Annotated in this window: 20 protein-coding genes, 1 pseudogene and 1 riboswitch; of the genes and pseudogenes, 3 read left to right on the forward strand and 18 right to left on the reverse strand. The window is 71.9% G+C overall.

The window, feature by feature from the left end; translation table 11 throughout:
• Positions 1-15: 15 nt before the first annotated feature.
• Positions 16-113, reverse strand: a riboswitch (ZMP/ZTP riboswitch).
• A 32-nt stretch (positions 114-145) separates the two neighbouring features.
• Positions 146-1,366 (forward strand): ornithine--oxo-acid transaminase, encoded by a 1,221-nt coding sequence (gene rocD / locus IEJ02_RS37495; protein ID WP_191068876.1) that lies wholly within the window; start codon positions 146-148, stop codon positions 1,364-1,366.
• An 11-nt stretch (positions 1,367-1,377) separates the two neighbouring features.
• Here the strand turns inward: rocD and IEJ02_RS37500 are convergent, their stop codons facing one another.
• The 3 genes from IEJ02_RS37500 to pdxR all read right to left on the reverse strand — a co-directional run bounded on the left by IEJ02_RS37500 (position 1,378) and on the right by pdxR (position 4,658).
• On the reverse strand, positions 1,378-2,565 hold the full coding sequence (locus IEJ02_RS37500; RefSeq protein WP_191068877.1) for a glutathionylspermidine synthase family protein: 1,188 nt from the start codon (positions 2,563-2,565) through the stop codon (positions 1,378-1,380).
• Positions 2,566-2,580: 15 nt separating this feature from the next.
• Positions 2,581-2,931, reverse strand: coding sequence for a hypothetical protein (locus tag IEJ02_RS37505; protein ID WP_191068878.1), 351 nt, complete (start codon positions 2,929-2,931; stop codon positions 2,581-2,583).
• 128 nt (positions 2,932-3,059) lie between these two features.
• The gene (gene pdxR / locus IEJ02_RS37510; RefSeq protein WP_191068879.1) at positions 3,060-4,658 is read right to left on the reverse strand and encodes a MocR-like pyridoxine biosynthesis transcription factor PdxR; all 1,599 of its coding nucleotides are present in this window, start codon (positions 4,656-4,658) and stop codon (positions 3,060-3,062) included.
• A 46-nt stretch (positions 4,659-4,704) separates the two neighbouring features.
• Here pdxR and IEJ02_RS37515 point away from each other — a divergent pair, with 46 nt between their 5' ends.
• Together IEJ02_RS37515 and IEJ02_RS37520 are read left to right on the forward strand one after the other, a co-directional pair.
• On the forward strand, positions 4,705-5,184 hold the full coding sequence (locus IEJ02_RS37515; protein ID WP_191068880.1) for a carboxymuconolactone decarboxylase family protein: 480 nt from the start codon (positions 4,705-4,707) through the stop codon (positions 5,182-5,184).
• Between the two features lie 155 nt (positions 5,185-5,339).
• Positions 5,340-5,912: a Uma2 family endonuclease gene (locus IEJ02_RS37520; protein WP_191068881.1), complete on the forward strand. Its 573-nt coding sequence runs from the start codon at positions 5,340-5,342 to the stop codon at positions 5,910-5,912.
• Positions 5,913-5,948: 36 nt separating this feature from the next.
• Here IEJ02_RS37520 and IEJ02_RS37525 read toward each other — a convergent pair whose 3' ends face one another.
• The 15 genes and pseudogenes from IEJ02_RS37525 to purN form a co-directional block, all read right to left on the reverse strand.
• Positions 5,949-6,926 (reverse strand): ABC transporter substrate-binding protein, encoded by a 978-nt coding sequence (locus tag IEJ02_RS37525; RefSeq protein ID WP_191068882.1) that lies wholly within the window; start codon positions 6,924-6,926, stop codon positions 5,949-5,951.
• A 1-nt stretch (position 6,927) separates the two neighbouring features.
• Entirely contained in the window at positions 6,928-8,946 is a 2,019-nt protein-coding gene (locus IEJ02_RS37530) for an ABC transporter permease (RefSeq protein ID WP_223865104.1), read from the reverse strand.
• 46 nt (positions 8,947-8,992) lie between these two features.
• Positions 8,993-10,093 carry a quaternary amine ABC transporter ATP-binding protein gene (locus IEJ02_RS37535; RefSeq protein WP_223865105.1) on the reverse strand — a complete coding sequence of 367 codons (1,101 nt, stop codon included), beginning with the start codon at positions 10,091-10,093 and terminating at the stop codon, positions 8,993-8,995.
• A complete protein-coding gene (locus tag IEJ02_RS37540; protein ID WP_191068883.1) occupies positions 10,093-11,679 on the reverse strand; it encodes a GMC family oxidoreductase in 1,587 nt (528 codons plus the stop codon). Before IEJ02_RS37540 ends, IEJ02_RS37535 begins: the two co-directional genes overlap by 1 nt.
• Positions 11,680-11,886: 207 nt before the next feature.
• Complete coding sequence (locus tag IEJ02_RS37545) at positions 11,887-13,389, reverse strand: aldehyde dehydrogenase family protein (RefSeq protein ID WP_191068884.1); 1,503 nt, start codon at positions 13,387-13,389, stop codon at positions 11,887-11,889.
• Positions 13,390-13,740: 351 nt separating this feature from the next.
• Positions 13,741-14,559, reverse strand: a complete 819-nt coding sequence (locus tag IEJ02_RS37550; protein ID WP_223865106.1) for a serine/threonine kinase C-terminal domain-containing protein — start codon at positions 14,557-14,559, stop codon at positions 13,741-13,743.
• A 171-nt stretch (positions 14,560-14,730) separates the two neighbouring features.
• On the reverse strand, positions 14,731-15,525 hold the full coding sequence (locus IEJ02_RS37555) for a serine/threonine kinase C-terminal domain-containing protein (protein ID WP_223865107.1): 795 nt from the start codon (positions 15,523-15,525) through the stop codon (positions 14,731-14,733).
• A 1-nt stretch (position 15,526) separates the two neighbouring features.
• The gene (locus IEJ02_RS37560) at positions 15,527-15,991 is read right to left on the reverse strand and encodes a hypothetical protein (protein WP_191068885.1); all 465 of its coding nucleotides are present in this window, start codon (positions 15,989-15,991) and stop codon (positions 15,527-15,529) included.
• Positions 15,978-17,816, reverse strand: a complete 1,839-nt coding sequence (locus IEJ02_RS37565; RefSeq protein ID WP_275561809.1) for an AbeC-like domain-containing protein — start codon at positions 17,814-17,816, stop codon at positions 15,978-15,980. Before IEJ02_RS37565 ends, IEJ02_RS37560 begins: the two co-directional genes overlap by 14 nt.
• 205 nt (positions 17,817-18,021) lie before the next feature.
• Positions 18,022-19,011: a malate dehydrogenase gene (locus IEJ02_RS37570; protein ID WP_191068887.1), complete on the reverse strand. Its 990-nt coding sequence runs from the start codon at positions 19,009-19,011 to the stop codon at positions 18,022-18,024.
• Positions 19,012-19,338: 327 nt separating this feature from the next.
• A complete protein-coding gene (locus IEJ02_RS37575; protein WP_191068888.1) occupies positions 19,339-20,421 on the reverse strand; it encodes a helix-turn-helix domain-containing protein in 1,083 nt (360 codons plus the stop codon).
• Between the two features lie 402 nt (positions 20,422-20,823).
• Positions 20,824-21,294 carry a DUF3017 domain-containing protein gene (locus IEJ02_RS37580; RefSeq protein ID WP_223865108.1) on the reverse strand — a complete coding sequence of 157 codons (471 nt, stop codon included), beginning with the start codon at positions 21,292-21,294 and terminating at the stop codon, positions 20,824-20,826.
• A complete protein-coding gene (locus IEJ02_RS37585; protein WP_137978372.1) occupies positions 21,284-22,171 on the reverse strand; it encodes a bifunctional methylenetetrahydrofolate dehydrogenase/methenyltetrahydrofolate cyclohydrolase in 888 nt (295 codons plus the stop codon). Before IEJ02_RS37585 ends, IEJ02_RS37580 begins: the two co-directional genes overlap by 11 nt.
• A 156-nt stretch (positions 22,172-22,327) precedes the next feature.
• A pseudogene (gene purH, locus IEJ02_RS37590) lies at positions 22,328-23,928 on the reverse strand (bifunctional phosphoribosylaminoimidazolecarboxamide formyltransferase/IMP cyclohydrolase).
• A complete protein-coding gene (purN, locus tag IEJ02_RS37595; RefSeq protein WP_191068889.1) occupies positions 23,925-24,581 on the reverse strand; it encodes a phosphoribosylglycinamide formyltransferase in 657 nt (218 codons plus the stop codon). Before purN ends, purH begins: the two are co-directional and overlap by 4 nt.
• Positions 24,582-24,672: the final 91 nt, after the last annotated feature.

Here is a 24,672-nt window from a genome sequence, read left to right on the forward strand (position 1 = left end):
CGGTCCGGTCGTGTCCCGGGGTGCCCAGGCGGGCGGCACCTCGTGGCGCTATGGCCGCGCATCGCTTCCTCGTGGTCGGTTCCACGCTCGGCTCGCCAGTCACGATGCGCACCCCCACTCTAGCTAGTGAGACAAGGAGGACAAGATGGGACCGGGACGCCCCTCGGAGCGGGCCATCGCCGCCGCCGAGGCCCATGGCGCGCACAACTACCGTCCGCTGCCGGTCGTCGTCGCGTCCGCCGAAGGCGCCTGGATGACCGATGTGGAGGGCCGCCGCTATCTGGATCTGCTCGCCGGATACTCGGCGCTCAACTTCGGGCATCGCAACCGCCGGCTGATCGAGGCCGCCAAGGCCCAGCTGGACCGGGTCACCCTCACCTCCCGCGCGTTCCACCACGACCGCTTCGGCGCCTTCTGCTCCGAGCTGGCCGAGCTGTGCGGCATGGAGATGGTGCTGCCCATGAACACGGGCGCGGAGGCGGTGGAGACGGCCGTCAAGACCGCCCGCAAATGGGGCTATCGGATCAAGGGCGTCCCGGACGGCCGGGCCAGGATCATCGCCGCCGGGAACAACTTCCACGGCCGGACGACCACCCTGATCAGCTTCTCCACCGACCCGGAGGCCCGCGCCGACCACGGCCCGTTCACCCCGGGGTTCTCGATCGTGCCGTACGGGGATCTGGCGGCGATGGCGGCGGCGCTCGACGCCGCGCCCGAGGAGACGGTCGCCGTGCTGCTGGAGCCGATCCAGGGCGAGGCGGGGGTGGTGGTGCCGCCGCCCGGCTATCTGGCCGGGGTCCGGGAGCTGACCCGGGAGCGGAACGTGCTGTTCATCGCCGATGAGATCCAGTCGGGCCTCGGCCGCACCGGCACCACCTTCGCCTGTGAGCACGAGGGCGTGGTCCCCGATGTCTATGTGCTGGGCAAGGCGCTGGGCGGCGGGGTGGTGCCGGTGTCGGCGGTGGTGTCCTCCCGCGAGGTGCTGGGGGTGCACCGCCCCGGGGAGCACGGCTCCACCTTCGGCGGCTCCCCGCTCGCCTGCGCGGTCGCCCTGGAGGTCATCGCGATGGTGCGGACCGGGGAGTTCCAGCGCCACTCGGCCACGCTGGGCGGGCTGCTCCACCGGGAGCTGGGGCTGCTGCGAGGAAAGGGGGTCCGGGAGGTGCGCGGCCGGGGGCTGTGGGCGGGGGTGGACATCGACCCGTCGCGGGGCACCGGGCGGCAGGTCTCCGAGCGGCTGATGGACCGCGGAGTGCTGGTCAAGGACACCCATGGCGCCACGATCCGGATCGCCCCGCCCCTGGTGATCAGCGAGGAGGATCTGGAGTGGGCGCTGGATCAGCTGAGGGCGGTGCTGGCCGAATGATCCGGTGTCGCTCAGAGGATGACATGCGGGATGAAGCGCGCGTACTCGTCCGTCACCAGCCCCGCCGACTCGCGGATGCCGAGCCCCGCCGACTCGCCCTCGACCACCCAGGTGCCGAGCACCACGCGGTTGCCGTCGAAGTCGGGCAGCGGCGCCAGTTCCTGGTAGCAGCACGGCTCGTCGCGTACGACGGGCTCCTCGCCCGGCGGATGCACGGTGACTCCGGCGCCCTCGCGGCCCAGCAGCGGTTTGGCCACATAGCCGGTGGTGCGGGCCAGCTCCCGGGGGCCGTCGAGGTAGGCGGGCAGCAGATGGGGGTGGTCCGGGAAGAGCTCCCACAACACGGCCAGCAGCGCCTTGTTGGACAGCAGCATCTTCCAGGCCGGTTCGATCCACAGGGTGGATCCGGTGCCGCCCCCGTTGTCCAGCGTGTCCAGCACATGCGGGCCGAACCGGTCGGTGGCCAGCCACTCCCAGGGGTAGAGCTTGAAGCAGCTCCGGATGAAGCGGAACCGCTTGTCCACGAAGCGGCCCGACAGCCGTTCCCAGCCGATGTCCTCCATGGAGATCGCCTCGGTCCTCAGCCCGGCCTGCTCGGCCGTCTCGCGGAGGTAGGCCACCGTCATCAGGTCCTCGCCCAGCTCGTCCCCGGCCGAATGGGCGAAGTACAGGGGCGTCCCCGGCGGCAGCAGCGCCGCCTGGGCGCGCCAGGCGTCCACCAGCCGTTCATGGAGGGAGTTCCACTGGTCGGCGCCCGGGAAGCGGTCCTCCATCCAGAACCACTGCGCGCTGGCCGCCTCCACCAGCGAGGTGGGTGTGTCGGCGTTGTACTCCAGCAGCTTCGCCGGGCCCGACTCACCGTCGTAGCGCAGGTCGAACCGGCCGTAGACGCTGGGCTGTTCGGCCCTGCGGTGCCAGGACTCGGCGATCAGCCCGGCCAGCCGTGGATCGTCGATGCCCAGGTCGGCGAAGCGGCCGGTCTCGACGATATGGGCGGCGGCGGCCAGCGACATCCGGTGCAGCTCCTCGACGACCTCCTCCAGCGCCTCGACCTCGGGCAGCGAGAAGGCGTAGTAGGCGCTCTCGTCCCAGTAGGGGCGCAGCGAGCCGTCCGGGTAGCGGGTCAGCGGATAGATGACCCCCTGCTCCTCCACCGTGGACTGCCAGTCGGGGCGGGGGTCGATGGTGTGGCGCTTCATCGTGGGCCGGTCCGCTCAGCCGCCGCCGGAGCCCGAGCAGCCGAAGCCGCCCCGGTCGGCCGCCTTGCTCTTGTCGAAGGTGCCGTAGTCCGCCCAGCGGCCGCTGACGTCGGAGTCGTAGTACCACTCGCCGTCCACGCGCGATGTGCCCCGGCTCTTCTTGCCCTTGCCGCCCGTGGTGGACGAAGAGCCCTTGCAGGCGCTGGAGTCGACGACCCGGTAGCCGTTCACCGCGTCATAGCTGTTCCGGTCCACACAGCGCTTGTCCGGTTCCGAACCACAGGAGGTGAGCGCCGCCGCCAGCGCGCCCATACCGCCCAGGATCACCGTGCTCGACCGCAGCCGCCGCGTCGTCTTCCGTTCCATCCCCGTCTCCCCGTTCCGCTCCCCCGGGGCCGTCGTGTCCCCCGAGGCCGTCGTCCCGCCCGGGGCCGTCCTCTCCCCGGGTCCCCGGGACCGCGACCGCCCACCTTAGGGCAACGGAGGCGTGGCCTTCATGGCAGCACCCGGCACAGCGCCTCCAGAGCGCCCGTGAAGGCGTGGTCGGGCGGGGCGCCATAGGCGAAGACCAGCGCGTCCGGCCGCGCGTCCGGGCCCGGTCCCGGCTCGTCCGGCTCCCCTTGCTCCCGGTAGCGGTAGCGGGACAGCCCCTCCAGGGCCAGGCCCTGCCAGGCCGCGCCCTGCACCACGGACCGTTCGGTGCCCGGCGGCAGTTGGAGCACCGCGTGCAGCCCCGCCGCGATACCCGTGACCCGCACCCGCGGGGCGCGTTCGGCGAGCGCCGCCACCAGCTGGTCGCGGCGGCGCCGGTAGCGCATCCGCATACCGCGCACATGGCGGTCGTACGCCCCGGAGTCGATGAACTCCGCGAGCGTCAGCTGGTCCAGCGCGCCCGACTGCCACTCCCCCGTTCCCTTGACCGCCAGGAGGTCGTCCATCAGATGGTCCGGCACCACCATCCAGGCCAGCCGCAGCGCGGGCGCCAGGCTCTTACTGGCGGTGCCCAGATAGACCACATGCTCGGGGTCGAGCCCCTGGAGCGCCCCGACCGGCTGGCGGTCGTAGCGGAACTCCCCGTCGTAGTCGTCCTCCAGCACCAGCCCGCCCACTCGGGACGCCCAGTCGACCACGGCGGCGCGCCGGTCGGGGTGCAGCGAAACCCCGGTGGGGAACTGATGCGCCGGGGTGAGCAGGACCGTCCGCAGCCCGGCCGACCGGTCCAGCTCCGCCGTCCGCGCGCCCTGCTGATCGACCGGCAGCGGCACGGTGCGCAGCCCGGCCCCGCGCATCACGTTCCAGTGCACGTCGAGCCCGTAGGACTCCACGCCCGCCTCACGGTGTCCGGCCCTCGCCCGCACCCTGCTGAGCAGGGCCAGCCCCTGGACGAACCCCGCGCAGACCACGATCCGTTCGGGCGCGGCCCGCACCCCGCGGGCGCGCGCCAGATAGTCGGCCAGGACCCGCCGCAGCTCGGGCCGTCCGGCGGGGTGGCCGTAGCCGAAGGCGTCGTTCGGCGCGGCGGTCAGGGCGCGCCGGGCCGCGGAGAGCCAGGCGGACCGGGGGAAGGCCGAGACATCGGGCTGGCCGGGCCGCAGATCGTAGGTGGGCCGGGCGGCGGCCACGGCGGCGGGCGGGGGTGTGCGCGGCGGCGCGGGCTCGGGCGGCACGACGCGCCGGGCGACCCGGGTGCCCGAGCCCTGCCGGGCCGTCAGCCAGCCCTCGGCCACCAGCTCCCCATAGGCGTCGGCCACGGTGTTCCGGGCGATGCCGAGGTCGGCGGCGAGGGAGCGGGAGGAGGGCAGCCGGGTGCCCGGGGCGAGCCGCCCGCCGCGGACGGCGTCGCGCAGGGCGCGGATGAGCGCGTCCCGCACCCCGGTCCCGCCGCCCCGCGGCAGATCCAGATGGAGGTCCGTCCCCGGCCCGGCCGAGCCGCCCGGATGCGCACCCGGCCCGGCCGGGCCGCCCGCCCGCTGCCCGGGCTCGCCCACCCGCTCCCCGGCGTCGGCCCGGTGTCCGGAGCCGCCCGCCCGCTGCCCGGAGCCGTCTGTCCGCTGTCCGGGTCCGCCGCTCGGAGTGGCCCATGAATCCGCCATGGAAATGGACCATACCCCTGGGCCGCCCGGCCTCTAGCGTGGAGGCATGACGACCGGAACTTCCCACACGCACGGACCCCGGATGCAGTTCGCCAAGGCCGCTCCCGAGGTCTACAAGGCCATGGTCAACCTGGACGCGGCCGCCAGAAAGGGCGTCGACCCGACGCTGGCCGAGCTGGTCAAGGTCCGCGCCTCCCAGCTCAACCGCTGCGCCTTCTGCATCGACATGCACACCAAGGACGCCCGCGCGGCGGGCGAGTCCGAGGAGCGCCTCTACCTCCTCAGCGCCTGGGAGGAGGCCGACCACCTCTACACCGAGAAGGAGCAGGCCGCCCTCGCCCTGACCGAGGCCGTCACCGTCCTGACCGACGGCTTCGTCCCGGACGAGGTGTACGAGCAGGCCGCCAAGCACTTCGAGGAGCGGGAGCTGGCCCAGGTCATCGCCCTGATCTTCACCATCAACGCCTGGAACCGGATCGGTGTGACCACCCGCATGACCCCCGGCGCCTACAAGCCGACCGTGTGACCATCTGCCCCCGTCGTCGTTATTGACGACGACGGGGGACCGTTATCCGACATCGGAGTCATCGCGTAACGCATGATGGTGACAGGCCCCCGCATGGCAGTACGGCACGAAGGCAACACAGCCAGAAGGGGGACCCACCAATGGGAGGTCTCGTGATGACGGCGCCACTGCCCGACCAAGAGTTCGCAAATCTGCTCGATATCCATGCCCAGCTGGAGCTGCCGGATGGGATGCGGGCAGAACTCATCGGGGGGGAGATCGTCATCTCACCGACGCCTGCGAATTTCCACAACTGGATCTTCAGCGAGCTGAACCTCCAGCTCGTCCGCGAGGTACCAGCGCAATGGCGCATTACCAACACCACAACGGTCTTCCTCCCCGCGACGGAGGAGAGGTTCATCCCGGACCTGCTCATCTGCGAGTCGGAAGCGCTGAAGAGCATGGAGGAGTGGCAGGTCAAGGCGGATGACGTCCTGCTCGTCGCCGAGATCACCTCGCCCGCCACACGAGCGCGCGACCTCGGGGACAAGGTCAAGGGCTACGCCCACTCCAACGTGCCGATCTATCTGCTGATCGACCCGCACGACGACGAGGGCTCCGCGACCGTGTACTCCGTACCGGACGGAAAGGGCCGCTATCGGGATAAGCACCGAGCGGCGTTCGGGGAGCCGATGACGCTCCCCGAACCGCTCGGCCTCACACTCGACACCGCGGGCTTCCTCAAGTAATCCGGTCGCCCAGGCCGCCCTGGGCGCGATCCGGGCTCAGGGCAGCCACTTCTTCCACACGTCCGGATGCGCCTCGACCCACTTCTTCGCGGCGTCCTGCGGCGACATCCCCTTCGAGGCGATCAACTCCGACACCTCGTTCTGGTCCTTCTTGGTCCAGTGGAACTTCTTCAGGAACGCCGCCGCCTTGCCGCCCTTCTTCGCGAAGTCCGCGTTCAGGTACTTCTGCAGCGGTGTGGTCGGGTAGGCGCAGTCAATGGTGGCGGGGTCCTTGGTGCCCTCCTCAGCGCACTTGTCCGTGTACTTGGGCAGCTTGACCTCGACCATCGGCACCTGGTTGAACAGCCACTGCGGCTCGTACCAGTACGACAGGAACGGCTTCTTCGCCTTGGCGAACTGCTTCATCTGGGTGATCTGCGCCGCCTCCGAACCCGCGAAGACGATCTGGTAGTTCAGCTTCAGGTTCTTCACCAGCGCCTTGTCATTGGTGACATAGGACGGTGAACCGTCCAGCAGCTGGCCCTTGCCGCCGCTCTCCGCGGTCTTGAAGGTCTTCGCGTACTTGTTGAGGTTCTCCCAGTCCAGGACGTCCGGATGGGCGTCGGCGAAGTACTTCGGCACCCACCAGCCGATATGGCCGGTGACGCCGAGCCCGCCGCCCGGCACGATCGTCTTCTTGTCCTTGACGTAGCGCTGCTCCTGGTCCGGGTGGCCCCAGTCCTCCAGGATCGCGTCCACCCGGTCCTGGCTGAGCGCGTCCCACGCCGGCACCTCGTCCACCTGCACGGTGTCGACGCGATAGCCCAGCTCGTGCTCCAGCAGATACTGGGCGACCGCGACATTGGACTGGGCGCCGACCCACGACTGGACCGAGAGCGTGACGCTCTTGGCCCCGCCCACATTGGCGTACGGCGAGGTCTGCTTGGTCATGTCCGCCGCGCCGCAGCCGGTCGCGGTGAACACGGCCGCGACCCCGGCGGCGGCCATCAGCAGCTGAGTGCGGGTGCGAGCCATCTCAGGCCCCCTTCCTGTCGCGGCGCGAGGTCGGCTGGGTGACCCGGTCCAGCATCAGCCCCAGGCAGACGATGGCCGCGCCGGCGACCAGGCCGGTGGCCAGATCGCCCTGGGCCAGGCCGAACACCACGTCGTAGCCGAGCGCGCCCGAGCCGACCAGACCGCCGATGATCACCACGGCGAGCACCAGCACCACACCCTGGTTGACGGCGAGCAGCAGCGCCGGGCGGGCCAGCGGGAGCTGGACCTGGCGCAGTTGCTGCCCCTGGGTGGCGCCGAGCGAACGCGCCGACTCCAGCGCCGCCGGATCCACGTTCCGCAGCCCCTGGGTGGTGATGCGGATGACGGCGGGCAGCGCGTAGACGATGGCCGCGGCCGCCGCCGGGGCGCGGCCGACGCCGAACAGCGCGACCACCGGGATCAGATACACGAACTGCGGCATGGTCTGGCACACGTCCAGCACCGGCCGCAGAAGCCGCTCCAGCCGAGTGGACCGCGCGGCCGCGATGCCGATCGCGAAGCCGAGCACCAGCGTGACGACGACGGCCGCCAGCACCTGGGAGAGGGTGTCCATGGACGGCTCCCACACCCCGAGCACACCGATCGCGGCCATGGCGGCGGTGGCGGTCAGGGCGGTGGCCCAGGTGCCGATCAGCCAGGCCAGCGTCGCGACGATCAGCAGCACCGCGTACCACGGCAGGCCCTGGAGCCCCTCGCGCAGCGGGTCCAGGATCCACTTGACGTAGTCCGAGGCCCAGTCGGCGGTGCCGCCGACGACCGGCACCCCCGTGTAGAGGTGGTCGACCATCCAGTCCTTGAACTGGTTGACGGGCTCCTCGATGGGGACGGTCCAGCCGGTCGGCCAGGCCTGGGACCCGGCCAGCCGCCCGACGAGGGTCACCACCACGGTGATCACCCCGACGCCCGCCCAGGCGGGCCAGCCGCGCAGCAGCCGGGGCCCGCCCTCGGCCGGGGGCTCGCCGAGGCGTTCGCCCGCCGACGCCGTGGTGCGGTCCATCACGACGGCGAGCAGCACGATCGGGAGGCCGGCGGCCAGCGCCTTGCCGACGTCCACGCTGGACAGCGCCTGGTAGACGCGGTCACCGAGACCGCCGCCGCCGATCACGGAGGCGATGACGGCCATGGACAGCGCCATCATGATCGCCTGGTTGACGCCCAGCAGCAGTTCCTTGCGGGCCAGCGGCAGCCGGGCCGACAGCAGCCGCTGCCGCCAGGTGGCGCCGAGCGAGGTCACCGCCTCCAGCACCCCGGCGTCCGCGCCGCGCAGGCCGAGGGCGGTGAGCCGGGCCATCGGCGGCGCCGCGTAGATCACGGTGGCCAGCACCGCGCCCGGTACGCCGATGCCGAAGATCAGCACGACGGGCAGCAGATAGGCGAACGCGGGCAGCACCTGCATGGTGTCCAGGATCGGGCGCAGCGCCCGGAACGCCCGTTCCGACAGCCCGCCCGCCAGGCCCAGCAGCCCGCCGATGACGACGGACGCGGTGACGGCGACGGCCATCAGCGCGAGCGTCTGCATCGTGGGCACCCACATGCCCAGCAGCCCGCACACGGCGAAGGACACCAGGGTCGTCACCGCGACCCGCACCCCGGCGACCCGCCAGGCCACCAGGGTCGATGCGGCCGTCACCCCGGCCCAGCCGAGGGTGAGCAGGACGACGTAGACGGCGCGCACGCAGATGATGACCGCGTTGCTGATGTGGCCGAAGAAGTAGAGGAAGATCCAGTGGCTGTCGCGGTTGTCGATGATCCAGTCGCTGGCCTTGCCGAGCGGCTCGGAGACATCGACGGTCAGCGCGTCCGGCCAGCTGCCGCTCGCCCACTTGGCGTGCGCGAGGGGCACGAGCACGGCGGCGATCACCACGAGCACCGCCAGCTTGCGCGCGGCGTGGCTGCGCACGACCGCGCTCAGCGGGGACGGGCGCGTCTCGTCCGCCGCCGTCCCGGTGGCCGCTTCGGTGGCGGGGTCGGTGGAGGGGCGGGTGGCGGTGGCGCTCATACGCGCCCCCCGGTGCGGCCTGGCGGGGCGAGGGTCGAGGGGAGGCTCATGCCGCGGCCACCTCCTTGCCGTCCAGGCCCGCGACGACGCTCAGCAGACAGGCGTGGTCGACGACGCCCAGGCAGCGGCCGCCGTCCACGACGCGCGCGGGGCCGCCGGTGCGGGCCACGGCCTCGATCGCGTCGGCGACCGTGGTGCCCGGGGCCAGCGCGGGCCCGCCGTCCTGCTCGTCGGACGTCGCGGGGCGCATGGCGCGGCGCACGGTCAGCACCTGCTCCCGCGGCACGTCGCGGACGAAGTCCCGTACGTAGTCGTCCGCCGGGGAGCCGACGATCTCCTCCGGGGTGCCCAGCTGCACGATCCCGCCGTCGCGCATCAGCATGATGCGGTCACCGAGCCGCAGCGCCTCGCTGAGGTCATGGGTGATGAACACCATCGTCCGGCCCTCCTCGTGGTGCAGCCGGATGACCTCCTCCTGCATATCGCGGCGGATCAGCGGGTCGAGCGCGCTGAACGGCTCGTCGAAGAGCAGCACCTCGGGGTCGACGGCGAGCGCCCGGGCCAGGCCCACCCGCTGCTGCTGACCGCCGGAGAGCTGGCCGGGGCGGCGGCGCTCGAGGCCGGTGAGGCCGACCTTCTCCACCACCTCGGCGGCCTTGGCCCGGCGCTCGGCCTTGCCCACGCCCTGGATCTCCAGCCCGTAGGCGACGTTGTCCAGGACGGAGCGGTGCGGCAGCAGCCCGAAGTGCTGGAAGACCATGGCGGCGCGGTGCCGGCGCAGATCGCGCAGCCGGGCCTTGTCCATGGCCAGGACGTCCTCGCCGTCGATCTTCAGGGTCCCGGAGGTGGGCTCTATCAGCCGGGTGAGGCAGCGGACGAGGGTGGACTTGCCGGAGCCGGACAGCCCCATGACCACGAACACCTCGCCCGGCTGGACGTCGAAGGAGACCTCGCGGACGGCGGCCGTACAGCCGGTGCGGGCACGCAGCTCACCGGCGGGCAGCTTCGCCTCGGCGGAGCCGGGGATCCGGTCGGCCTTGGGGCCGAAGACCTTCCACAGGTCGCGGACCGAGAACACCGGGGTGGCCTCGCCGCTCTCGGGGAACTTGGGGGTGTCGGGCGTCTCGGGGACCAGGGTCGTGGCCATCACGCCTCACCTCCCGGCTCATGCGTGGCAGCTCGGTCATCGGGCCGGTGCCGTTCCCGATCGCGCTCCTCGAACAACAGCTCAGCGCACTTCTCGCCCACCATCAGGACTCCGATCATCGGGTTCACGGCCGGCATCGTCGGGAAGACGGACGCGTCGGCGATACGGACGCCGCTCAGGCCCCGGATCCGCAGATCGGGGCCGACCACGGCGAGTTCGTCCGACGTGGCACCCATACGACAGGTGCCCGCCGGGTGGTACACGGTGTGCGCGACCTTGCGGGCGTACTCACTGATCTCCTCGTCCGAGGTGATCTCCGGGCCCGGGCACACCTCGCGCTTGAGCCAGCTCGCCAGCGGTTCGGTCTTGGCGATCTCACGCGCGACCCGGATGCCGTCGACCAGCGTGCGGCCGTCGTAGTCCTCCTCGTCCGTGAAGTACCGGAAGTCGAGGGCGGGCTTGACGGACGGGTCGGCGCTGGTGAGGTAGAGCCGGCCGCGGCTGCGCGGCTTGGGGATGTTGGGGGTCATTGACACGCCGTGCTCGGGCTTTTCGTAGCCCAGCCGCTCCGGATTGTCGGTGAACGGGATCTGGTAGAAGTGGAACATCAGGTCCGGGCCCCGGGATTCGGGGTCGCGCCGGATGAACAGCCCCGCGTCGGAGTCCATCGCGGAGTTGTCCGGGATCGGGCCGTCCGTCTCCCACACGATGACTGACTCGGGGTGGTCGAGCAGGTTCTCGCCGACGCCCGGCAGATCATGGACGGCGGGAATGCCCAGCGCCTCCAGATCGCCCTTGGGCCCGATGCCGGAGTGCATCAGCAGCCGCGGGGTGTCCACGGCGCCCGCGCAGACCAGGACCTCGGTCTCGGCCCGGACCAGGATCTCCTCGCCGTCCTTGGTGCGCACATGGACGCCGGTGACCCGGCCGGTGTCGTTCAGCTCCAACCGGTACGCCCAGGTCTCCAGCATCAGATGGAGGTTGGGGCGGTCCAGGAACGGGTGCAGATAGGCGACGGACGCCGAGGAGCGCTTGTTGTTCTCCGGGTGGTACGCGAGGTCGAAGAAGCCGACGCCCTCGTGGAACGGCTTCTTGTTGAACCCCTCGACCCGCGGCACCCCGGCGGCGGCCTGGGCCGCGTCGACGAAGTCCCGCGCGATCGCGTTCCGGTCCTTCTCGTCCACCGGGACGATGTTGTTGCGCAACCGCTGGAAGTACGGGTCCATGGACTCCGCGTCCCAGCCCTCGGCGCCGGCCTCGGCCCACTCGTCCCAGTCACCGGGCAGCGGTTTGAAGGAGATCAGCGTGTTGTGCGAGGAGCACCCTCCGAGCACCCGCGCCCGGCTGTGCCGGATATGCGAATTTCCTCGTGGCTGCTCGGTGGTGGGGTAGTCGTAGTCCAAGTCGCCGCCGAGCAGGCCGAGCCAGCGGCGCAGGGTGAGCACATCGGGCCGGTCGACATCCGACGGTCCGCCCTCGATGACGGCGACACGGATGTCCGGGTCCTCGGTGAGCCGGGAAGCGATCACCGAGCCTGCGGTGCCGCCGCCGATCACGACGTAGTCGTATGCGACAGGTACGGACATGTGGGGTTACTCCTCGCGGTCTTACCCAAACGGCTCGCGCCGGTGCGGGCCGGGGGCTGCGCCGCCCCTGGGGTGGGGGTGTTGCTGAGTGCCTTACGTGCCTACGGGCTTCTCGCCGCCGGTCGCCGCGATCGGGCGCGGCCGGGTCCGGGCCCCGGGGGACGAGTCCGGGCCCGGCCGTGCCCCGGACGGGGCCGGCGGCGGGTGTCAGCCGGCGAACCAGCGCACCGGGCTCGGCCGCAGGTTCTCGTAGACGTGCTTGGTCTCGCGGTATTCGTCAAGGCCCGCGGGGCCGAGCTCGCGCCCGACCCCGGACTTGCCGAAACCGCCCCATTCGGCCTGCGGAAGGTAGGGGTGGTAGTCGTTGATCCACACGGTGCCGTGCCGCAGCCGGGCGGCCACGCGGCGCGCCCGCGCGGTGTCGGCGGACCAGACGGCGCCGGCCAGTCCGTACTCCGTGTCATTGGCGAGTGTGACGGCCTCGTCCTCGGTTTGGAAGGACTCGACCGTCAGAATCGGCCCAAACGTTTCCTCCCGCACCACCCGCATCTCGCGGTGGCACTGGTCGAGCACGGTCGGGAGGTAGAAGTAGCCGGTGGCCGGGCGGACCTCGTTGGGCTCCGGCTGCTTGCCGCCGCAGCGCAGCAGCGCGCCCTCCTCCAGGGCGGACGCCACATACGCCTCGGTCTTGTCCAGCTGCTGGGCCGAGACCAGCGGACCGCACTCCACGCCGTCCTCGGTGCCGCGGCCCAGCTTGATCTTCTCTGCCCGGCGGGCGAGCTCGGCCACGAACCGCTCGCGCACCGACTCCTCGATGATCAGCCGGGCGCCGGCCGAGCAGACCTGGCCGCTGTGGATGAAGGCGGCGTTCAGGGCCTGGTCGACGGCGGTGTCGAAGCCCTCGGCGGTGGCGCAGGCGTCGGCGAAGACCACATTGGGGTTCTTGCCGCCGAGCTCCAGCGCGACCTTCTTGACCGTCGGCGCGGCGGCCTGCGCGACCTTGGTGCCGCTGACCAGGCCACCGGTGAAGGAGACCAGATCCACATCGGGGTGCTCGGACAGCCGGGCGCCCACGGGGTCGCCCGCACCGGTGACCACATTGGCCACCCCGGCCGGGAGCCCGGCCTCGACCAGCAGCTTCACCAGATGGACGGTGGACAGCGGGGTCACTTCGCTGGGCTTGATCACAAAGGTGTTCCCGGCGGCCAGCGCCGGGGCGATCTTCCAGCTGGCCTGGAGCAGCGGATAGTTCCAGGGGGTGATCATCGCGCAGACGCCGACCGGCTCATGGACCACGACGCTGTGCACATCGGGGGAGCCCGCGTCGACCACGCGCCCGGCCGACTCGCCCGCGACCAGGTCGGCGAAGTAGCGGAAGGCGTTGGTCACGTCGTCGACGTCGACCCGGCCCTCCTCCAGGGTCTTGCCGGTGTCACGGCTCTCGATGAGCGCGATCACCTCGCGGTCGCGCTGGAGCAGCTCGGCGACGCGGCGCAGCAGCGCCGCCCGCTCGGCCACCGGCGTCCCGGGCCAGGGCCCCTGGTCGAAGGCGCGCCGCGCGGCCGCGATCGCCGCGTCGGTGTCCTCGACACCACCCTCCGCGACGACGGCGAGGGTCTTGGCGTCCGCGGGGTCGAGGACCTCCCGCTGCGCCCCGGACGCGGCTGCCTGCCACACCCCGTCCACATGAATGGTCTCGACTGCCGCCACGTGATGTCTGCCTTCCGGTTTCCGCGTGCTGTGCCACTGGTCCAAGCCAGCAACATGGACCCCTAACCGGAAGGCGGGAACCTATGCGCGATTCGCAAGAGAAAGTGGGGCGGCTCACGTGATCCGAAGGCAGAACCGGCCCCTCGGCTCATAATCGACCTCTGTGTCAAGAGGCGGTGCGGTCAAGAAGTGGTTCGGGTCGAGAGGCTGGGTGCGGTCGAAAGGCGGGGTGCGGTCGAAAGGCGGGGTGCGGTCGAAAGGCTGGGCGGTCGAGAGGCTGGGGTGTGATCAGGAGGCGGCGCGGCCAGGACGCGGCGCAGTCACGACGCGGGACGGCAGGACGCGGCGCGGTCACGACGCGGGGCAGTAGGCGGTCGGGCAGAAGGTGTCCACCGCCGTCTGGTGGATCTCCCGCTCCTCCACCCGGTCCCCGGCCCCGGAAGGGCCGATCACCAGCACCGCGTACATGGTGCCGCCGGGGGCGGCGAAGCGGCGGTCGAGTATCCGGCGGTGGCCGTCGTTCTTGGACTCGTATGTGTACTCCAGCTGGGCCGGGTCCATGGCGGCCGAGCCCAGCCGGGTGAGGGCGATCTGCTCGTAGTCGCGGTGGGTGGAGGCGATCCGCTCGGCCTCCTGGGCGGACTCGTACGGCGTCGACTCGGGACCGTGGAGCTCAAAGATCTGGATCACGGTGCTGTCGTCGGGCGAGGTGTAGTAGACGCTGGGGCCCTCGGTCGTCCGCCGCCATCCGTCCGGGACCGCGAGGTGGTAGCCGGCCGGGTCGGCCTGGGTGCTGTAGCCCGCGGGCGGGGCGGCACCCGTCAGGGAGGGTGAGGACGGGGTGCCGAACGGCGTCGCGGACGGGGACCCGGAGGGTGTCCCGGTCGGAAGGTCCGTGGGGAGATCGGTCGGGGGGTCGGTCGGCCCGCTGGTCTCGGGGCCGGGCGAGGGGTAGAGGTCGCTCGGCTGGGAGGCGTCCCCGCTCGGCGTGGCCGTGGGGCTCTCGCGGTCCCAGGGCAGTGGCCCCGCCTGATTCCGGGAGGTGCCATCGCCTCCGAAGGCCACCCATCCGGAGAACGCGATCCCCGCGACCAGGAAGATCGTCACCGCCAGCGCCCGTAGCACCCGCCTGGCGTCCTGCCCCGGCGCTCCCCCGTTGTGCATGCTCATCTATGCCCCCCGATGATCGATCTCTGCTCCCATATGCGGATAAGCCACGTCGGCCCCCATCGATGTACCCGGTTCGAGGGCCGCCCCACCCCCTGTCACCGCACCGATACGTGTCCGTCGCCCGGTCGCCGGTCAGGTGGCCGGCAGCCGGTCAGGTGGCCGGGCAGCCGGTCAGGTGGCCGGGCAGTAGCCCGTGGGGCAGAAGGACGCCAGCACGATGCCCTGCCGCTCCCGCTGCTGCGGCCAGTCGTCGGCCGGGCCCGCGACCAGCACCGCGTACTGCACCCGGTCCGGGCCGGTGAAGGCCCGGTCGAGTATCCGGCGCGGGCCGTACTTGGCGCTGCGGTAGCCGTACTCCAGCTCCGCGTCCGCGTCATCGCCGGGGCCGAGCCGCTTGAGCCCATACCGCTTGTAGTCAGGGTTCTTCTTGAGCCCCGTCTCCGCCTGGCGCAGCGCCTCATACGGCGTGATGTCGGGCTCGGTCAGCGCGAAGACCTGGATCAGACTGCTCGCGTCGGACGACTCGTAGAACACCCCGGTGTCGCGCTTGACCCGCTGCCAGCCCTTGGGCACATCCAGCCGGAACCCCTCCGGGTCGGTGGTGCGCACATAGTCCGCCGGCGGTCCCTGGGTGCTGTCCTCGGACACCGACGGCGGCGCCGAGGTCGGCTCCGGGTACGGCCCCGACGACACCGCCGAAGGCTGCCCGTCCGATGGCGACCAGGACGAGGCCGAGGGCGAACCGCCGTCCGCCCGGGGCTTGTCGTCCCCGCCGCCCGACACCAGCTTCCAGGCGCCGATACCGATCCCGCCGACCAGCACCACGGCGAGCACCGCCAGCAGCACCGTGCCCAGATGCGGATTGGGTGGTCTTCGGCCCGGGGCCGGCGGCTCCGCGCCCACTCCCACCCAGCGCTGGGCCTCCTCGTCCCATCGACGGCCCCCCTCGCCGCCCGGAGTGCTCATCTCACCCGCCCAACAACGCGCCGACCGCCTGTCCGACGGCGACGCCCGAGGCGAGCATGCCGACACTGGCGCTCGCGTCCTGCAACATCACCCGGATCCGGGCCAGTCGGCCGGCCCCGGCCCGGCCGGTGCGCTGGATCTCGTCCTCGGTCCGGTCCAACTCGTCGGAGAGCGCGCCGATCTCCGGGCTCGGGACCACCCGCCGCAGATCCTCGGCAAGCTGCCGTACGGCCTCCAGCAGTTCCTGATAGGCGGGGTCACAGGGGGCCGCCTCCCCCTGCCGTCCGTTCACGATGTGGTTGTGGTCGCCGAAGCCGATGGCGCTGCCCCGCACACTGCCGAACCGGATGTTCCCGAACGTGCTCCCGCCGCCCGCCGCCGGGGCCGCGCCGCCACCGCTCGCGTCCGCCGCGTGGTCCGGGCCGCCGCCCATGTCGCTACCGTCCTGCGCGTCAGCCATCGCCATGGCCGCCTCCCGCTCCATTGCTTCCGGTGGTGTTGCTGATGGTGTTGTGGTCACCGAAGCCGAAGGCGCTGTGCTCCGCGGACTCGATGAAGACCCCGCCGCCGCTCACATTGATGACCTTCTGCTCGAACTCACCGGTCTCCCAGCCGGCTTCGTCGAGCGCCCTTCGCACGCCGTTGGCCACCCGGTCCTCGACGCTCTTCAGATAGCGGCTGACATCCATCTCCTGGAAGAGCGATGCGCCGGCGTCGCTGCCCAACTCCCGCACCGAGACCCAGGGCCCGTCGGGGATGGCCGCCTCATAGCCCCCCGCGTACATCCGCCAGAGGAAGGCGGCCGAGCGGAAGGCATGGATGACCGCCCGGCCCGCCGCGGTGGGCGTCCGCCCCAGCGCCCAGACCACCTTGCCCGGCAGCCCGCCGCGGCGGTGGGAGTCGGAGAGCCGGTCGACCGCCCGGAAGTCCGGGCGGATCGGACGCAGCACATGCGGGGCGAACTCCAGCATCAGCATGCCGCCTTGCGTATGCACCCGCACGAAGACCGTGGTGACGACCTCTTCCCGCCAGGCGCCGACGCGGATGCGCAGAAAGTGCCGGCGGATCTCGCCACCCTCCTCAACGGCCTCCGCCCGCTCCCGCGCGAAGTCCGCCTCGCCGTATGGCACGAAGGAGCGGCTCCGTAATCCGGTGACCTTGAGGAAGACGCATTCGTCGAGCTCCAGGCCGCGCAGCCGGTCCCGGCTCTCGGCGGCCGGACGGGCGGTGCTCTGCGCGGGGGCGGTGCTCTGTGCGGGGGCGGTGCCCTGTGCGGCGGCGCCTTGGACAGGGGCGGTGCCCTGGACAGCGGCGGTGCCTTGGGTGGAGGGGGTACGCAACTTCTCGACCAGCGGCCGGATCCGCTCCAGGATCACCCGGTTGTCCAGCGGCACCGGATCCCCGCCCTCGCGCGGCCGCAGCTCGACGGCGAGGGTCCAGGTGTCATGGGCGGTGCCCGCGCCGAGGAAGGGGTGCCGGTCGTGGTAGAGGATCACCGGTGAGTGCTGCTCACGGCGGATCAGGGCCCGCACCCGCTGGAACCGCCCGCCCTCGAACCGCTCCGCGGGGTCCGCGGCGGGGTCGGCGAAGGTCTCCGGCTCCAGATCGGTGGCCAGCACCCGGGCCACATGCTCACGGTGCAGGGCGACCGCGGCGGCCATCGCGGCCGGGATCAGCAGCGCGAACCAGGCGGCGGTGGTGTCCGACCCGGTGGCCAGGGCGGGCGCGAAGGCCTGAAGCCCACCCGGATCGGACTGCCCGTCCGTGAGCGCCTGCGTCAGAGCGGAGAACACATAGGACAGCAGGGACAGACAGCCGAGCACCCGCAGCACCGCGGCCGCCCGCCGCCGGGTGACGGTGACCCCGTCGGCCCCGGGATAGTCGGCACGGAAGGGACCCATGGCCCCGCCCCTCGCCCAGGCCGCCAGCAGAAGCAGCGCGCAGGAGAGCAGGAAGAGATAGAAGAAGCCCTGGGCCAGCAGGAAGTCCAGCACCCACAAGGACACCAGCAGCGCGGTCCAGCATGCCTCCAGACGGCGGGCGCGCAGCGCGTGCGCGAGCACCCGGACCGCGTCGATGCCCAGCGAGGGCGCCACCGCACGCTCCTCGTGGACATACAGCTCGTCCACGACCGCGTCCCGGAAGTCGTCGTCCAGATAGGTGCCCGCGCATAGCAGCCGGGTGGCCTCGCTGGTGGCGTAGGGAGAAGCGTCGGCGGCAGCACGAGGAGAAGAGACGGCCGGTGACGGCTCCGCTCGCGACCGCGGCAGGCGGGCGGAGTGATCGCTCACAGAGGAGTCGCCGGAAGAATCAGCACCGCTAGAAAAATGATCACCGCGCGTATTGGCCATGTTTCCCCCCGAGGCCGTAGCAACTGCCTCCACGGTAGGGGAAGATGGCCCGCGATTACAGTGCATGGCCGAAGGGTCACACTCCGGAGTGAATACCGGAATGTGACCCTTCGGAAACGGCCGCGCCGGGGCGGGCCGGGGCGCGTCAGATCAGGCCGAGGTTCCGCACGGCCTCGCGCTCGTCCTCGAGCTCCTTCACCGACGCGTCGATGCGGGTACGCGAGAACTCGTTGATGTCCAGGCCCTGGACGATCTCGAACTTCCCGTTCTTCGCGGTGACCGGGAAGGAGGAGATCAGGCCCTCCGGCACCCCGTACGAGCCGTCGGAGACCACACCGGCGGAGGTCCAGTCGTCGGCGTCGGTGCCGTTGACCCACGTGTGGACGTGGTCGATGGCGGCGTTGGCGGCGGAGGCGGCCGAGGAGGCGCCGCGCGCCTCGATGATCGCGGCACCGCGCTTGGCGACGGTCGGGATGAAGGTGTCGGCCAGCCACTGCTCGTCGTTGACGACCTCGGCGGCGTTCTTGCCCGCGACCTCGGCGTGGAAGACGTCCGGGTACTGGGTGGCGGAGTGGTTGCCCCAGATCGTCAGCTTCTTGATCTCGCCGACCGGGGCGCCGGTCTTCTTCGCCAGCTGCGACAGCGCGCGGTTGTGGTCCAGCCGGGTCATCGCGGTGAAGCGCTCGGCCGGTACGTCCGGCGCGGCGGCCTGCGCGATGAGCGCGTTGGTGTTGGCCGGGTTGCCCACGACCAGGACCTTGATGTCGTCCGCGGCGTGGTCGTTGATGGCCTTGCCCTGCGGCTTGAAGATGCCGCCGTTGGCCTCCAGCAGATCGCCGCGCTCCATGCCCTTGGTGCGCGGGCGGGCGCCGACCAGCAGCGCGACGTTCGCACCGTCGAAGCCCACGTTCGGGTCGTCGGAGATGTCGATGCCCTGGAGCAGCGGGAAGGCGCAGTCGTCGAGCTCCATCGCGGTGCCCTCGGCGGCCTTCAGCCCCTGCGGGATCTCCAGGAGGCGCAGTTTGACCGGCACGTCCGCGCCGAGGAGCTGACCGGAGGCGATGCGGAAGAGCAGCGCGTAGCCGATCTGGCCGGCCGCGCCGGTGACGGTGACGGTGACGGGAGTGCGGGTCATGGCGGTCTCCTGCGCTGTGTTGTCAGTCCAAGATCTCTTGGTGTCGAGATACCTGCGTCAGGCTATCCGACGGCACCTGGCCCAGGTTCTCTCGGGCCATTGTGTAACCGCTCACCGTGCGTCCCGGACCACCGCGCACGCGGGACCACCGCGCACTTTGGCGGCCGCCTGCCAGGAGGGGGGAGTGCAGGCGGCCGCCCAGTGCCGCACCCGTGGGGGGGCTCGGGCAGCGCCTGCCCCGATTCCCCCGGCTCATTCCCCCCGGTTTCACGAATTCCTCCGGACGGGCTCCGGACAAGTCCCGGACGGGCCTCGCTCCGCTCGCGCTCACCCCCGGCCGGGGGCCGTGCAGGCGCGCGTGCCGCCGCCGAGGGTGGCGCACGCGGTGGCCCGCGCGGCCGAGTCCACCGAGATCATCTTGGTGTAGGCATCGCCGTCGGCACCGACCCTGCCGCTCCGCGAGCGGTCCGCGCCGCCGTTCGCGCCCGGCGCCTTGACCTGGATGACGTCGCCCGGGTCGGCTCGGGCGATCCGGGCCCAGGCCGCCTCGCAGGTCTTGCTGTAGCGGACCTCGACATACGCGGTGCCGACGGTGACGTCCGCCGTCGTCGTCGCTGAGGTGCCGCACCCCATGGCCTGCGGATCCTGGCCGGTGCAGTCCTGCCCGGCGCACTTCACGCCCTCCGGCAGCTGCTGACGCGCGCTGGTGGCCGGCGCGGTGGTCGGCCGCTCCCCGCGCTTCTCGCCGTCGCCGCCCGCGTCGATCAGAACGACGGCACCGGCGACGAGCAGGAGCGCGCCCACGAGCCCCCCGGCGAACAGCGCGACACGCTTCCGCCCCCTCGGGCCCGGCGACGACGGCGGCGAGGACGGAGGGGACGAGGGCGAAGGGGACGACGCGGGCGACGGCTCGGCGGAGTCCGGTGCCCGCCCGGCCGACGCCGCGCGAGCCGGGAGCACCGGAGCCGTCGCGACCAGCGGCTGCTCCGGTTCGGGCGGTTCGACCCTCGGCCGGTCCTTCCCCGGGGAGCGGCCGTTCTTCCGTGCGTCCACCGCCTGCGCCGCCGGGTCGAACCGCTCGACGGCGGCCCGCGCCTGCGCGACGCCGGTGGCCTCCATCGTGACGTCGTGCCGCGGCTCGGAGCGGCTCCAGGCCCGCTCCGCCAGCTCCCACAGCGTGCTCAGGTGGTGGACGTCGGCGCCGGTGGCCTCGGCCAGGGCCGCCACCGCGCCCCGCGGGGGCAGCAGCCGTCCGTTGAGATAGCGCTCCCAGGACCTCTTGCTGTAGCCGGTGCGGTCGGCGACGGCGACGACGCTCAGCCCGCTGCGCTCGACGAGCGTGCGCAGCCGGGCGGTGAACTCCCGGACCCGCGGATCGAGTTCCTCCGGTAAGTCCCTCCAACGAGGCATTGCCACCCCCTGTCCCCCCGCCCGTACCCGTCAATCTCCCGCGCCGCGGCCGCCGTTGGCCGCCCTCGAGCCCCGAACTGACTACCCAAAGGGATGCCTTGCCCCAGGATGTCAGCTCCTCGGGCGGGGGCGCATCGGAGCATTTCGCGCACCGGTACGCACTCCCCCGCACCCGGCTCCTCGTTGCACGGCCGATACCTCGTGCTGGAACGGTCACTTCCGCGCCACAGGGTCTCGACGCTCATTGATCCGGCACAGCCCACACACAACCCTGATCACCAGGCGGTCCGTCCTTCTTCGGGGGAGAGGGCGGACCGCCGCCGGACCGTTCGGATCCGGCCACGACGACGGCGGCCCGTCCTTCCACGGGGGAGAGGACGGGCCGCCGTTTCACCTCGTCGGCTAGCGCACCGTGAAATGCACCACGTCGTCAAGGAACGGGATCGACACCCACGGATCCGGCTGGGCCATCAGGGACAGCAGCACGATCGCCGCGCCCAGCAGTCCGTAGGTCAGCATGTCGGTGAAGCGCGACCGCACCGCGAGCATCCCCACCTCGGGCAGCGCCCACCGGAAGAAGGCGCCCGCCAGCAGGGACAGCCCGATCAGCACCGTGCCCGCCCGGAACGCGTCCAGGGCGACGATCAGCAGCCCCAGGCCCACCCCGCCCATCACCGAGAGCAGCGGCCACTGCCGGGCGGGCGCCGGAGCGGCACCGGGCGCGGCCCGGCCGCCGCCCTCCGGACGCGCGGTGTCCCGGGTGATCAGCGGGAAGCGGCGCGACCTGCGGATGAGCCGACCGGGCCCCGCGGGCGCCGCGGGCGGCTCCTGCCGCTGCTCCCCGGCCGCCGGCTCGCTCGCCTCAGCCGTCATGGCCGGCACCGGCGTCGGCGGCCGCCTTCGCGTCCCGCTCCGCGGCCTCCACCACGTTGACCAGCAGCTGGGCCCGGGTCATCGGGCCGACCCCGCCCGGGTTCGGCGAGAGCCAGCCCGCGACCTCGGTCACACCGGGGTGCACATCGCCGGCGATCTTGCCGTGCTCGTCCCGGCTGACGCCCACGTCGAGCACCGCAGCGCCCGGCTTGACGTCCTCCGGCTTGACCAGGTGCCGCACCCCGGCGGCCGCCACGATGATGTCGGCCTGGCGCAGGATCCCGGGCAGGTCACGGGTGCCGGTGTGGCAGAGGGTGACCGTCGCGTTCTCCGAACGGCGGGTCAGCAGCAGCCCGATCGACCGGCCGACGGTGATGCCGCGGCCGACGACCACCACATGCGCGCCGTTGATCTCCACCCCGTGGTGGCGCAGCAGCTGGATGACGCCCTGGGGGGTGCACGGCAGCGGGCCGCTCTCGTTGAGCACGAGGCGGCCGAGGTTCATCGGGTGCAGCCCGTCGGCGTCCTTGACCGGATCGATCAGCTCCAGCACCCGGTTGGCGTCGATGCCCTTGGGGAGCGGCAGCTGGACGATGTAGCCCGTGCAGGACGGGTCCTCGTTGAGCTCCCGGACCGCCGCCTCGATCTCCTCCTGGGTGGCGGTCTCGGGCAGGTCGCGCCGGATGGAGGCGATGCCGACCTCGGCGCAGTCGCGGTGCTTGCCCGCCACGTACCACTTGCTGCCGGGGTCCTCGCCCACGAGCACGGTCCCGAGGCCGGGATGGATGCCCTTGGCCTTCAGCGCCTCCACGCGGCTGACGAGATCGGACTTGATCGCGGCTGCGGTTGCCTTGCCATCGAGAATCTGGGCGGTCATGACTTCATCCTCCCGGATGCGGGGACGTCGGATCCAATCAGGGGCCGGTCGGGGCCGGACCGGCGAAGGCCGCACCCCGTGATCCGGTCGGGGTGCGGCCTCCTGTGCTCGCTCAGCGGTCGTCCGGTGCCCGCCCGCTGGTCACTCGGTACTCGCTCAGTGGAAGAAGTGGCGCGTGCCCGTGAAGTACATCGTCACACCCGCCTTCTGGGCGGCCTCCACCACCGCCTCGTCGCGGACCGAACCGCCCGGCTGCACCACGGCCTTCACGCCCGCCTCGGCCAGCACCTCGAAGCCGTCCGGGAACGGGAAGAAGGCGTCGGAGGCGGCGTACGAACCGGCGGCCCGCTCGGCACCGGCCCGCTCGACGGCCAGCTTCGCCGAGTCCACGCGGTTGACCTGGCCCATGCCGACGCCGACTGTGGCGCCGCCCTTGGCGAGCAGGATCGCGTTGGACTTCACCGCGCGGCAGGAGCGCCAGGCGAACGCCAGCTCGGCGAGGCCGTCGGCGTCCAGCGCCTCGCCCGTGGCGAGGGTCCAGTTGGCCGGGTCGTCGCCCTCGGCCTGGAGGCGGTCCTTGACCTGGACGAGCGTGCCGCCCTCGATGGGACGCTGCTCGGCGGCCGCCACCGGCGACTCCGCGCAGCGCAGCACCCGGATGTTCTTCTTACGGGCGAGCGCCTCGACCGCGCCGTCCTCGTACGCCGGGGCGACGATCACCTCGGTGAAGATCTCGGCGACCTGCTCGGCCATGGCGACCGACACCGGGCGGTTGACGGCGATCACCCCGCCGAAGGCCGACAGCGGATCGCAGGCGTGCGCCTTACGGTGCGCCTCGGCGACATCCGCCCCGACCGCGATCCCGCACGGGTTGGCGTGCTTGATGATCGCGACACAGGGCTCGGTGTGGTCGTACGCGGCCCGGCGGGCGGCCTCGGTGTCCGTGTAGTTGTTGAACGACATCTCCTTGCCGTGCAGCTGCTCGGCCTCCGCGAGCCCCTTACCGCTGCCATCGGTGTAGAGGGCGGCGGGCTGATGCGGGTTCTCGCCGTAGCGCAGCACGNGGGCTGATGCGGGTTCTCGCCGTAGCGCAGCACGTTCTTACGGGTGATGGTGGCGCCCAGGAAGTCCGGGAAGGAGGAGTCGTCCGCCGCCGCGTAGTCGGCCGCGAACCAGTTGGCCACCGCCACGTCGTAGGCGGCGGTGTGCTGGAACGCCTCGGCCGCCAGCCGCTTGCGCCGCTCCAGGTCGAAACCGCCCTCCGCGGCGGCCTTAAGGACGTCGTCGTACCGCTCGGGGTTGACGACCACGGCCACGGACGGGTGATTCTTGGCGGCGGCCCGGACCATGGAGGGGCCGCCGATGTCGATCTGCTCGACGCACTCGTCCGGCGCGGCGCCCGAGGCGACCGTCTCGCGGAACGGGTAGAGGTTGACCACGACCAGCTCGAAGGGCTCCACGCCCAGCTCCCGCAGCTGCTCACGGTGGGAGTCGAGCCGCTGGTCGGCCAGGATGCCCGCGTGGACGCGCGGGTGCAGCGTCTTGACGCGCCCGTCGAGACACTCGGGGAAGCCGGTCAGCTCCTCGACCTTGGTGACCGGGACCCCGGCGGCGGCGATCTTCGCGGCCGTCGAACCGGTCGAGACGAGCTGGACACCCGCCGCGTGCAGCCCTCGGGCCAGCTCCTCGAGACCCGTCTTGTCGTAGACGCTGACCAGCGCGCGGCGGATGGGCCGCTTGGTACCTTCGGCGGTCACGGGATCCTTACCTTTCGTCCCTCTATGCGGTAGCCGTGACGGGCCAGACGCCCCACGACCTCGACGAGCAGCGAGCGCTCGACTTCCTTGATCCGCTCATGGAGAGCGGACTCGTCGTCCTCGTCCCGGACCTCGACCACGCCCTGGGCGATGATCGGGCCGGTGTCGACGCCGTCGTCGACGAAGTGGACGGTGCATCCGGTCACCTTCACACCGTGCGCGAGCGCGTCGCGCACGCCATGGGCGCCGGGAAAGCTGGGGAGCAGCGCGGGATGGGTGTTGACGCAGCGGCCGCCGAACCGGGCGAGGAACTGCTGGCCCAGGATCTTCATGAACCCGGCCGAGACGACCAGGTCCGGCTCGTGGGCGGCGGTGGCCTCCGCCAGGGCCGCGTCCCACTCGGCGCGGCCGGCGTGGTCCTTGACCCGGCACACGAACGTGGGGATCCCGGCGCGCTCGGCGCGCGCCAGGCCCTCGATGCCGTCGCGGTCGGCGCCCACGGCCACCACTTCGGCGCCGTAGCGGGCCACGCCCTCGGCGGCGATGGCGTCGAGCAGCGCCTGGAGATTCGTACCGGAGCCGGAGACGAGGACGACGAGGCGGACCGGGCGCCCGGGGCGCGCAGGGCTGGCGGGGGAAGGCGGGGAGGCCACGGCGGGGCTCTTTCTCGCGGGCGGTGCTGCCGTTTGTGTGGTCGTACAAGGTCGCGGACTCATCAATTCCGGGGAACTCTACGAAGCCGCC

The organism is Streptomyces sp. 5-10 (genome assembly GCF_014712245.1).
GTDB lineage: Bacteria > Actinomycetota > Actinomycetes > Streptomycetales > Streptomycetaceae > Streptomyces > Streptomyces violaceusniger.

Excerpts from the sequence above, each read along its gene's own strand:
- IEJ02_RS37505 (WP_191068878.1), bottom strand. The coding sequence starts at position 2,931 with ATGGAACGGAAGACGACGCGGCGGCTGCGGTCGAGCACGGTGATCCTG.
- IEJ02_RS37580 (WP_223865108.1), bottom strand. The coding sequence starts at position 21,294 with ATGACGGCTGAGGCGAGCGAGCCGGCGGCCGGGGAGCAGCGGCAGGAG.
- IEJ02_RS37575 (WP_191068888.1), bottom strand. The coding sequence starts at position 20,421 with ATGCCTCGTTGGAGGGACTTACCGGAGGAACTCGATCCGCGGGTCCGG.
- IEJ02_RS37555 (WP_223865107.1), bottom strand. The coding sequence starts at position 15,525 with ATGAGCACTCCGGGCGGCGAGGGGGGCCGTCGATGGGACGAGGAGGCC.
- IEJ02_RS37540 (WP_191068883.1), bottom strand. The coding sequence starts at position 11,679 with ATGTCCGTACCTGTCGCATACGACTACGTCGTGATCGGCGGCGGCACC.
- IEJ02_RS37515 (WP_191068880.1), top strand. The coding sequence starts at position 4,705 with ATGACGACCGGAACTTCCCACACGCACGGACCCCGGATGCAGTTCGCC.
- IEJ02_RS37585 (WP_137978372.1), bottom strand. The coding sequence starts at position 22,171 with ATGACCGCCCAGATTCTCGATGGCAAGGCAACCGCAGCCGCGATCAAG.
- IEJ02_RS37550 (WP_223865106.1), bottom strand. The coding sequence starts at position 14,559 with ATGAGCATGCACAACGGGGGAGCGCCGGGGCAGGACGCCAGGCGGGTG.
- pdxR (WP_191068879.1), bottom strand. The coding sequence starts at position 4,658 with ATGGCGGATTCATGGGCCACTCCGAGCGGCGGACCCGGACAGCGGACA.
- IEJ02_RS37570 (WP_191068887.1), bottom strand. The coding sequence starts at position 19,011 with ATGACCCGCACTCCCGTCACCGTCACCGTCACCGGCGCGGCCGGCCAG.
- IEJ02_RS37525 (WP_191068882.1), bottom strand. The coding sequence starts at position 6,926 with ATGGCTCGCACCCGCACTCAGCTGCTGATGGCCGCCGCCGGGGTCGCG.
- IEJ02_RS37520 (WP_191068881.1), top strand. The coding sequence starts at position 5,340 with ATGACGGCGCCACTGCCCGACCAAGAGTTCGCAAATCTGCTCGATATC.
- IEJ02_RS37560 (WP_191068885.1), bottom strand. The coding sequence starts at position 15,991 with ATGGCGATGGCTGACGCGCAGGACGGTAGCGACATGGGCGGCGGCCCG.
- rocD (WP_191068876.1), top strand. The coding sequence starts at position 146 with ATGGGACCGGGACGCCCCTCGGAGCGGGCCATCGCCGCCGCCGAGGCC.
- IEJ02_RS37535 (WP_223865105.1), bottom strand. The coding sequence starts at position 10,093 with ATGGCCACGACCCTGGTCCCCGAGACGCCCGACACCCCCAAGTTCCCC.
- IEJ02_RS37500 (WP_191068877.1), bottom strand. The coding sequence starts at position 2,565 with ATGAAGCGCCACACCATCGACCCCCGCCCCGACTGGCAGTCCACGGTG.
- IEJ02_RS37530 (WP_223865104.1), bottom strand. The coding sequence starts at position 8,946 with ATGAGCGCCACCGCCACCCGCCCCTCCACCGACCCCGCCACCGAAGCG.